Source organism: Luteitalea sp., assembly GCF_044337415.1.
GTDB lineage: Bacteria > Acidobacteriota > Vicinamibacteria > Vicinamibacterales > Vicinamibacteraceae > Luteitalea.
Genome location: NZ_JBIINP010000174.1, coordinates 1 through 8,558 on the forward strand (window position 1 = coordinate 1; position 8,558 = coordinate 8,558).

The following is an 8,558-nucleotide window of genomic DNA, read 5'->3' on the forward strand; positions in this document are numbered from 1 at the left end:
TGATGGACGGCGGACGCGGGTTCACGGGTCGGGTCTGGGGCGCGGGCAAGCTGCTCGTGCTGCTGGCGTTGCTCGGCCTGACCTACGCCGTCTCGTTCGGGATGGCGATGCGCCTCGCCCTGAGGACCCGCGACGTCCGTGTGCCGGACCTGCGCGGCCGCAGCGTCAACCAGGCCAGTTCCTCCCTCACGGAACTCGGGTTGCCCCTCAAGGTCGAGGAAGCCCGCCGGTCGGACCCCAAGGTGGCGGCGGGCCTCATCCTGGCGCAGGACCCCGTGTCTGGCAGCACCGCACGTCGTCCGCGCAGCGTGAAGGTGTGGCTGAGTGCCGGCCCCACCGTGAGCCGCGTACCGGCGGTGACGGGACTGACCGAGCGCACCGCCCAGTTGCGGCTCGAGAGCGAAGGCGTGGGCATCCGCGACCTCGCGGCGATCAGGTCGGCTGGCTTCCCCGCCGGCGTGGTCCTGGCGCAGAATCCCGCGGCTGGCGCGGCGGCCGACACCGTGTCGCTGCTGGTCAACCGCGGCGAGCGCGGGGCGACGTACGTGATGCCGGACCTCATCGGCGTGAACGCGCAGCGAGCCGCCGAGGTGCTGCGGGGGCGCGGCTTCCGTGTGGCGCTCGTCGCCGAGCAGCCGTATCCCGGTGTGCCGCCCGGGATCGTCCTGCGGCAGTCGCCGCTCGGCGGCTTCCAGATTGCTCCCGGCGATGCCATTTCCCTGGAGGTGAGCCGGTGAGCGTGCGCCTCGCCCCGTCGGTGCTGAGCGCCGACTTCGCCGCCCTGGGCCGCGACGTGCAGATGGTCGCGGCGGCGGGCGCCGACTGGATCCACGTCGACGTGATGGACGGACGGTTCGTCCCCAACATCAGCATCGGCGTGCCCGTGGTGGCGGCCCTGCGGCGCGTGTCGCCCATTCCGCTGGATGTCCATCTGATGATCGTGGAGCCCGAGCGGTACGTCGACGCCTTCGTGGAGGCCGGTGCGGCGTCGCTGTCGGTCCACGTCGAGGCCACCGACCACCTGCATCGGCTCGTGCATCGCATCCGGCAGCTCGGCGCGCGGCCCGGCGTGGCCATCAACCCGGCCACCCCCCTCGACACGCTCGCCGACATCGCGCCGGATCTGGACATCGTCATCCTCATGTCGGTCAATCCCGGGTTCGGGGGCCAGGCCTTCATCGAGCGCAGCTACGACCGGTTGCGGCGACTGCGCGACCTCCTCGACCGCGCCGGCAGCCAGGCCGTGATCACCGTCGACGGCGGCGTGGACCCGGGCCGGGCCGAGGCCGTCGTGGCCGCCGGGGGCGATGTGCTGGTCGCGGGCGCGGCGGTCTTCGCGGCGCCGGACCCGGCGGCGGCCCTGGCCGAGCTCCGTGCCGCGGGTACTCGCGGCTGGCAGGCACGCCCGACGCGATGACCGAGGTCACGGGATCGGCCCGTATCCGCGTCCGGTACGCCGAAACCGACCAGATGGGCGTCGTGTACCACGGCAACTACTTCGCGTGGTTCGAGGTCGGCCGGGTGGAGTGGCTGCGACAGCTCGGCTGGAGCTACAAGGCCCTCGAGGCCGACGGCGTCAGCCTGCCCGTCATCGAGGCGACTTGCCAGTACCGGCACCCCGCGCGGTACGATGACGAGTTGGAGATCCGGACGACGGGCCACATGGCGACGCCGATCCGGGTCCAGTTCAGCTACGAGCTGGTCCGGCTGGAGGACGCCCGCGTGCTGGCGACCGCGCGGACCATGCACGTACCCATGAACCGGGAGGGGCGGCCGTGCCGCCTCCCGGCGGCGTTGAGGGAGATCTTCTCGTGAAGGCACTCGTGACAGGAGCGGCGGGCTTCATCGGCTCGACGCTCACCGACCGGCTGCTGGCGCAGGGCGCGGACGTGGTCGGCATCGATTGCTTCACGGACTACTATCCCCGGGCCCTGAAGGAACGGAATCTGGCCCCGGCGCTGCAGTCGGATCGCTTCCGGTTCGTCGAGGACGACCTGCTCGACGCGGACCTGACGGCCCTGCTCGACGGCGTGACGCACGTGTTCCACCTGGCGGCGCAGGCGGGTGTGCGCAAGAGCTGGGGGCGGGACTTCAGCGTCTACGTGAGCAACAACATCGCCGCGACGCAGCGCCTGCTCGAGGCCTGTGCCGGCCGGCCGCTCGACCGGTTCGTCTATGCCTCGACGTCTTCCGTGTACGGCGACGAGGCGGCGATCCCGATGCAGGAGGACCAGCGGCTGCAGCCGTTGTCGCCCTACGGCGTGTCGAAGCTGGCGGCCGAGCACCTCGGGCACCTGTACTTCGCCAACCACGGGCTGCCGTTCACGGCGCTCCGGTACTTCACCGTGTATGGCCCCCGACAACGGCCCGACATGGGGTTCCACCGCTTCCTGACGGCGGCCATGGCCGGCACGCCGATCACGCGGTACGGGGATGGCGAGCAGACGCGGGATTTCACCTACGTGGCCGATGCGGTCACGGCAACGGTCTCGGCAGGCGCACACGGTGTGCCCGGCCGGGTCTACAACATCGGCGGCGGGTCGCGGGTGACCGTCAACCACGTGTTCGAGATCATCGGCCGCCTCGTCGGGCGGCCGGTCGAGATCGCCGAGCATCCGCCCCAGAAGGGCGACATGCGCGACACGTACGCGGACACCAGTCGGGCCAGGGCCGACCTCGGCTTCGCGCCCTCGGTGACGCTCGAGCAGGGACTGGCGGAAGAATACGCATGGCTACGGACCGAACGCGCATGACGAGGGTGATGGCCCGCTTGAGGGTCGGGGTGGTGCTCGGGTTGGCCGTGGTGGCCGGCGCCTGCGCCACCAAGCGCGGCAACATCCCGACGGGGATCACCGAGCCCGACAAGTACCTGTTCGAGCAGGGCCAGGCGTCGATGACCGACCGCAAGTGGTTCACGGCCCGCGAGTATTTCCAGCAGCTGGTGGATGGCTACCCGCAGAGCCCGTTGCGCGCCGACGCCAAGCTTGGCCTGGGCGACGCCTACCTCAGCGACGGCAGCACCGAAGGCAAGCTGCGCGCCGAGCGCGAGTTCCAGGAGTTCCTGTCGTACTTCCCCACCCACCAGCGGGCCGACTACGCGCAGTACAAGCTGGCGATGACGCACTTCCAGCAGATGCCGAAGGCGGAACGCGACCAGACGGAGACCAAGGCCGCCCTCGAGCAGTTCGAGGCCTTCCGCACGCGGTACCCCAACAGCGCGCTGATGCCCGACGTGCAGGCCAACGAGCGCATTGCCCGCGACCGCCTGAGCGAGTCCATCTACAAGGTGGGCTACTTCTACCACAAGGCCCGGTGGTACCCGGGGGCGATCTCGCGCTTCCGCCAGGTGGTGCAGGAAGACCCGCAGTACAGCGGCCGGGACGCGGTCTACTTCTACCTGGCCGAGGCCCTCGTGACGGTGCGGTTGGAGGCCGAAGCGCTGCCGCTGCTCGAGAAGCTCGAGCAGGAGTTCGTCGAGAGCGAGTTCCTGCTGCAGGGGGCGGCCCTGCGGGAGCAGGTCAAGACGACCCTGGCGCAGCGCACGCCTGGCACCGAGGGCAGTCCCGCCGCGGCCACTCCCGGCGCGCCCGCCGGCGGCGCCGTGATCACGCCGGGGACACCGGCCACCGGCGCGGCCGAGACGCCGGTCGTGAAGCCCGGCACGCCGCCTGCGCCCGGCAAGCCCGCCGTCGACGTCAAGCCGGTCCCGTAGAACGGCGACAGGCCACGGGCAACAGGCAGCCTGCAGCCCCTAGCCTGTAGCCTGTCCGTAGCCGTCGGCCATGGCCGACGGTCAGAATCCTCTTGGCCGCCCGCATGGGTACGTAGCCGTCGGCCATGGCCGACGGTCCCTAATCCTTCAGGACCGCGCTGAAGCGCCGGTAGTAGTCCACGGCCGACCAGACCGCCAGCGCCAGCATCACCCAGAGGGCAATCGTCCCGACCCAGTTGAGGGGAAACGGCACGCTCGGCGCGAGCAGCAGCCCGAGGATGGCCGTCACCTGCGCGGCCATCTTGCGCTTGCCGAGGTCGGAGGCCGGCATCGCCACACCCCGCGATGTGGCCACGCTCCGCAGCCCGGTCACGGCCAGTTCCCGACCCACCAGGATCGAGACCATCCAGGCCGGGGCCCGATCGAGCTGCACGAGCGAGATGAGGGCGCCGAGCACGAGCAGCTTGTCGGCCAGCGGGTCGAGCCACTGCCCCAGGGCCGTGATCTGACGATTGCGCCGGGCCAGCCAGCCGTCGAGCAGGTCGGTCAGCGACGCGAGGCCGAAGATCAGCGCGCCGAGCCAGTTGTGCCCCAGGCCGGTCCATTCCCAGCTCCGGGGCGGGGTGAGCATCACGACCACCAGGATCGGCACCAGCACGATCCGGACGGCCGAGAGTGCGTTCGGGAGATTCAGCATCGACGCGCGGGGCCATTGTACCTGCCGGGCGTGGCCCGACGGGGCCTGCGGTATGATCGAGGGCTGACATGAAGGCCATCCTGCTGGCCGGAGGCAAGGGCACGCGCCTCCGTCCCCTCACGCTCAACACCCCCAAGCCAATCGTCCCGATCTTCAACCGGCCGTTCCTGATGTACCAGCTCGACCAGCTGCGTCAGGTGCCGGAGATCACCGAGGTCATCCTCAGCCTGAATTACCAGCCCAGGCGCATCGAGGAGACCTTCGGCGACGGCGAGGCGCTCGGGATCAAGATCTCCTACGCCGTCGAGCCGCAGCCGCTGGGCACGGGCGGGGCCATCAAGTTCTCGGCCCAGACCGTCCAGGACTCGGTCATCGTGCTGAACGGCGACGTGCTCCAGCAGATCGACCTGCGATCCGTCATCGCGCGGCACCGGGAGCGCAAGGCCAAGGCCACCATCGTGCTGACGCCGGTCGACAACCCGACGGCCTACGGCCTGGTGGAGACCGACGGCGACGGCAACGTGAAGCGCTTCCTCGAGAAGCCGAAGGCCGACGAGATCACCTGCAACACGATCAACGCCGGCATCTACGTGCTCGAGCCGGAGACGCTGGACCGCATCCCGGCCAACGAGAACTACTCGATCGAGCGGCAGTACTTCCCGTCGCTGGTGGCCAACGGCGAGACGTTCGTCGCCTACGTCAACGACGGCTACTGGATCGACATCGGCACGCCCGAGAAGTACCGCCAGGTGCACCGCGACATCATGGACGGCCGCTACCCGGCGGCGCCGTTCCTGGGCCAGGCGGGCGGCGTGGTCGATCTGGGCGCGCGGCTCGAGGACGACGTGCAGATCGAGGGGCCGTGCTTCCTCGACGAGGGCGTGGTGATCAAGCGCGGGGCCCGCATCGGCCCGTATGCGGTGCTCGGGCGCCAGTGCCAGGTCGATGACCAGGCGCAGGTGCGCGACTCGGTCGTCTGGGCCAACACGGTCGTGGGCGCGGAGGCGAGCCTCGAGGGCGCCCTCGTGGGCCGCAACTGCCACCTGGGCCGCAACACGATCGTGAGCGAGGGCCGCATGGTCGGCGATCGCAGCACCATCACCGACTTCAGCAGGCTCTGACGCGCCCCCAAGCGCTTTCGCGCGCGCGGCCGTGGGCCGCTGCGCGCCGGGACAGTCGCATGGCAGACGTGAACGTGATCGATCCCAACATCTTCAAGGCCTACGACGTGCGGGGCCTCTACCCGTCCGAGGTCAACGAGACGGCGGCGCACGACATCGGCGGCGCCTTCGTGGCCTACCTGAAGGCGAAGCGGATTGCGGTGACGCGCGACATGCGTACCTCGTCGCCCGGCCTCGCCGAGGCGTTCATCGAGGGCGCGCGCCAGCAGGGCTGCGACGTGGTCGACTACGGCATGATGCCGACCGACGTGATGTACTTCGCGGTGTGCCGCGACGGGCTCGACGGCGGCGCGCAGATCACGGCGTCGCACAACCCGAAGGAGTACAACGGCGTCAAGCTCGTGGAGAAGGGCGCCAAGCCGCTCAGCGGCGAGCAGGGCCTCAAGGAGATCCGCGAGATGATCATGGCGCGCGAACTCCCGCCCTCCACGCCCGCGATGGGCGGCTACGAGCGCGCCGAGGTGCTCGACGACTACCTCGCGCACATCTTCGGCTTCATCGACCCGGCCATCATCAAGCCGTTCAACTGCGTGCTCGACGCCGGCAGCGGCATGGGCGGGCTGGTCGGACCGAAGATCTTCGCGCGACTGCCCTGCCGCACCACGCACGTGGCGATGGAAGTGGACGGCACGTTCCCGCACCACGAGTCGAACCCGCTCATCGAGGAGAACCGGCGCACCGCCACGCGCACGGTGCTCGAGCAGAAGGCCGACATCGGCATCGCCTGGGACGGCGACGCGGACCGCTGCTTCTTCATCGACGGCACCGGCGACTTCGTGTCGGGCGACTTCGTGACGGCGCTGCTGGCCGAGGCCTTCCTCCTGAAGTACCCGGGCGAGAAGATCATCTACGACGTCCGCGCCAGCTACGCCGTCAAGGACATCGTCGGCCAGTACGGCGGGACGGCCATCATGAGCCGCGTCGGCCACGCGTTCATCAAGCAGCGCATGCGCGCCGAGAACGCGATCTTCGGCGGCGAGGTCACGGGCCACTACTACTTCCGCGACAACTTCTACGCCGACAACGGGTTCATCCCGGTGCTGCTGATCCTCGAGCTGATGTCGCGCAAGGGCAAGACGCTGGCCGAACTGCTGGCGCCGCTGCGCGAGAAGTACTTCATCTCGGGCGAGATCAACACCAAGCTCGCGACGATGGCGCTGGCCGACGAGAAGATCGCGGTGCTCGGCGAGAAGTACAAGGACGCCAACGTGTACCACCTCGACGGCGTGTCGGTGGAATACCCGGACTGGCACTTCAACGTGCGCAAGTCCAACACCGAGCCGCTGCTCCGCCTGAACCTCGAGGGCGTGACGCAGGACATCATGGAGCAGCGCCGCGACGAGATCCTCGGGATCATTCGCGGGTAGACAGAGCCGGCAGTCGGCAGTGGGCAGTCGGCAGTGGGCGACCGCTCGCTGCCTGGCAACGACTGACTGCCTGGATGTCCGGCGCTCAGAAGGCCGGAATCAACAGGCCCCGCCGGGCGATGGGGCCTGTCGCGCTTCGAGAGATGTCAGCACTGTGCGCCAGGGCGACAGACGGTTGACTTCCGCCGGTTCGTGGGCGCACCATGAGGGTTCCGCGCGTGCGGGCTTAGCATAGTGGTAATGCTCTGGCTTCCCAAGCCAGCTAGACGGGTTCGATTCCCGTAGCCCGCTCCACTCCTTCCGCCGCGGGCTCCCCCACGATCAGCAGGTTCCGCCCATGAACGGGCGCGTGAACGACCAGTACCGGGTCACGTTCAGATGGGAAGGACACTATGCGGAAGAAGTCCGAGTCGAGGATTATCACGCGTGACCCGTCCGAACTGGGCGTGGCGGTGTCGCCCGGCGAGATGCTCCTGGAAGAGTTCATTCGCCCACTGGGGTTGAAGCAGCCGGCCCTGGCCGCCGAGCTCGGGGTCTCGCTGAACCGCCTCAACGAGATCGTGCTGGGCAAGCGCGGCATCACCGCCGACACCGCGATTCGTCTGGCGACCCGCTTCAAGATGTCGCCGCAGTTCTGGATGCGCCTGCAGGCCGACTGGGAACTCGCCCGCGCACTGGCGCGCAACGCGAACGACGCGGCGTGACGACCCGGCGCTGATGCTTGTCAGCAACGACTCGTACCAGTCCAGCCCCATCTAGGATCGCAGGGCGGCTGCGCGTGAGTGGCGCATAGAAGCTACTGGTAGAGTCTCACCAGGTCGAGCGAGGCCATTCGCTCGAAGTCGGCATCGAGCGACCAGACGAGCGCGCCGATTTCCTGCGCGAGGCCGGCGATCAGCAGGTCCGCGACCGCGAACCGATGACCGGCACTCGCCGCCGGTTCGATCCAGTCTTCAATCGTTCGCCACGTGTCCTCCGTGGGCACCACGACCGGCAGCGCCGACAGCGCACGCCGAAACGCTGCGCGGTCCTTCCGGGCGACACCAGCCATGAGTTCGAGGCGCACCGGCAGCGCGAGCGCCACCTCGTCGGCGTCGATCAGCGAACGCAGGGTCGCCGCGACCTCGCCGGCGGGCGCCCTGGTGGACGCCACCCACACCGACGTGTCGACGACAATCACGCCCGGCCCCGATCCCGCTGGCGCAGGTCGGTCGGATCGAACTCGAACTGCACCGTCCCGATCAGCGCCTTCAATTCATCGGCACGGCTCCGCCGCACCACCTCGCGCAGGGCGTAGATGACCGTGTCGGTCTTGGACGTGAACCCGAGAGCGGTGCGCGCTTCGTCGAGCAGCGCCACTGGCAAGTGCAGGGTCGTGCGCATACCAATGATCCTTCCCGGTATGCCTGTCGATGTCAAGAGTGGCACGCTACAAGCATCCAGGGGATGCCATCTTCGCGCCACATCGCATCGCTCACCCTCAGCAGACGGCTGGCAGCCGCGTCCCCCTCGTCGAGAACGCCGCGAGGATGTGGATCTGGCGCGCCGGAGCCTGCCGGCCCGCTTCGCGCCGCCACGCCGCGACGGCATCACGGCCGCCA

At 69.2% G+C, this 8,558-nt stretch carries 11 protein-coding genes and 1 tRNA gene; 9 read left to right on the forward strand and 3 right to left on the reverse strand.

What is annotated here, in order from left to right:
• From ACIRDX_RS17955 to ACIRDX_RS17975, 5 genes are all read left to right on the forward strand, one after another.
• On the forward strand, positions 1-737 hold a 737-nt coding region (locus ACIRDX_RS17955; RefSeq protein ID WP_396626813.1), incomplete at its 5' end, for a PASTA domain-containing protein.
• On the forward strand, positions 734-1,417 hold the full coding sequence (gene rpe, locus ACIRDX_RS17960; protein ID WP_396626814.1) for a ribulose-phosphate 3-epimerase: 684 nt from the start codon (positions 734-736) through the stop codon (positions 1,415-1,417). The genes ACIRDX_RS17955 and rpe, both read left to right, overlap by 4 nt.
• Positions 1,414-1,815: an acyl-CoA thioesterase gene (locus ACIRDX_RS17965; protein ID WP_396626815.1), complete on the forward strand. Its 402-nt coding sequence runs from the start codon at positions 1,414-1,416 to the stop codon at positions 1,813-1,815. Before rpe ends, ACIRDX_RS17965 begins: the two co-directional genes overlap by 4 nt.
• Positions 1,812-2,753 (forward strand): NAD-dependent epimerase/dehydratase family protein, encoded by a 942-nt coding sequence (locus ACIRDX_RS17970; protein ID WP_396626816.1) that lies wholly within the window; start codon positions 1,812-1,814, stop codon positions 2,751-2,753. The genes ACIRDX_RS17965 and ACIRDX_RS17970 overlap by 4 nt, the downstream gene beginning before the upstream one ends.
• Entirely contained in the window at positions 2,729-3,712 is a 984-nt protein-coding gene (locus ACIRDX_RS17975; RefSeq protein ID WP_396626817.1) for an outer membrane protein assembly factor BamD, read from the forward strand. The genes ACIRDX_RS17970 and ACIRDX_RS17975 overlap by 25 nt, the downstream gene beginning before the upstream one ends.
• Positions 3,713-3,851: 139 nt before the next feature.
• On the opposite strand, the gene pgsA is transcribed toward ACIRDX_RS17975, so the two are convergent.
• The gene (gene pgsA, locus ACIRDX_RS17980) at positions 3,852-4,409 is read right to left on the reverse strand and encodes a CDP-diacylglycerol--glycerol-3-phosphate 3-phosphatidyltransferase (protein ID WP_396626818.1); all 558 of its coding nucleotides are present in this window, start codon (positions 4,407-4,409) and stop codon (positions 3,852-3,854) included.
• Between the two features lie 68 nt (positions 4,410-4,477).
• Here pgsA and ACIRDX_RS17985 point away from each other — a divergent pair, with 68 nt between their 5' ends.
• The 4 genes from ACIRDX_RS17985 to ACIRDX_RS18000 all read left to right on the forward strand — a co-directional run bounded on the left by ACIRDX_RS17985 (position 4,478) and on the right by ACIRDX_RS18000 (position 7,661).
• Positions 4,478-5,530, forward strand: a complete 1,053-nt coding sequence (locus ACIRDX_RS17985) for a sugar phosphate nucleotidyltransferase (RefSeq protein ID WP_396626819.1) — start codon at positions 4,478-4,480, stop codon at positions 5,528-5,530.
• Between the two features lie 59 nt (positions 5,531-5,589).
• Positions 5,590-6,957, forward strand: coding sequence for a phosphomannomutase/phosphoglucomutase (locus ACIRDX_RS17990; RefSeq protein WP_396626820.1), 1,368 nt, complete (start codon positions 5,590-5,592; stop codon positions 6,955-6,957).
• 220 nt (positions 6,958-7,177) lie between these two features.
• A tRNA-Gly gene (locus ACIRDX_RS17995) sits at positions 7,178-7,251 on the forward strand.
• A 98-nt stretch (positions 7,252-7,349) separates the two neighbouring features.
• Positions 7,350-7,661, forward strand: a complete 312-nt coding sequence (locus ACIRDX_RS18000) for a HigA family addiction module antitoxin (RefSeq protein WP_396626821.1) — start codon at positions 7,350-7,352, stop codon at positions 7,659-7,661.
• A gap of 92 nt (positions 7,662-7,753) precedes the next feature.
• Here ACIRDX_RS18000 and ACIRDX_RS18005 read toward each other — a convergent pair whose 3' ends face one another.
• Entirely contained in the window at positions 7,754-8,137 is a 384-nt protein-coding gene (locus ACIRDX_RS18005) for a PIN domain-containing protein (RefSeq protein WP_396626822.1), read from the reverse strand.
• Entirely contained in the window at positions 8,134-8,340 is a 207-nt protein-coding gene (locus tag ACIRDX_RS18010) for a type II toxin-antitoxin system VapB family antitoxin (protein ID WP_396626823.1), read from the reverse strand. The genes ACIRDX_RS18005 and ACIRDX_RS18010 overlap by 4 nt, the downstream gene beginning before the upstream one ends.
• Between the last annotated feature and the right edge of the window lie 218 nt (positions 8,341-8,558).

What these genes read in the sequence shown, in the direction of transcription:
- ACIRDX_RS17965 (WP_396626815.1), top strand. Translation starts at nt 1,414, where the DNA reads ATGACCGAGGTCACGGGATCGGCCCGTATCCGCGTCCGGTACGCCGAA.
- ACIRDX_RS17975 (WP_396626817.1), top strand. Translation starts at nt 2,729, where the DNA reads ATGGCTACGGACCGAACGCGCATGACGAGGGTGATGGCCCGCTTGAGG.
- pgsA (WP_396626818.1), bottom strand. Translation starts at nt 4,409, where the DNA reads ATGCTGAATCTCCCGAACGCACTCTCGGCCGTCCGGATCGTGCTGGTG.
- ACIRDX_RS17985 (WP_396626819.1), top strand. Translation starts at nt 4,478, where the DNA reads ATGAAGGCCATCCTGCTGGCCGGAGGCAAGGGCACGCGCCTCCGTCCC.
- ACIRDX_RS17990 (WP_396626820.1), top strand. Translation starts at nt 5,590, where the DNA reads ATGGCAGACGTGAACGTGATCGATCCCAACATCTTCAAGGCCTACGAC.
- ACIRDX_RS18000 (WP_396626821.1), top strand. Translation starts at nt 7,350, where the DNA reads ATGCGGAAGAAGTCCGAGTCGAGGATTATCACGCGTGACCCGTCCGAA.
- ACIRDX_RS18010 (WP_396626823.1), bottom strand. Translation starts at nt 8,340, where the DNA reads ATGCGCACGACCCTGCACTTGCCAGTGGCGCTGCTCGACGAAGCGCGC.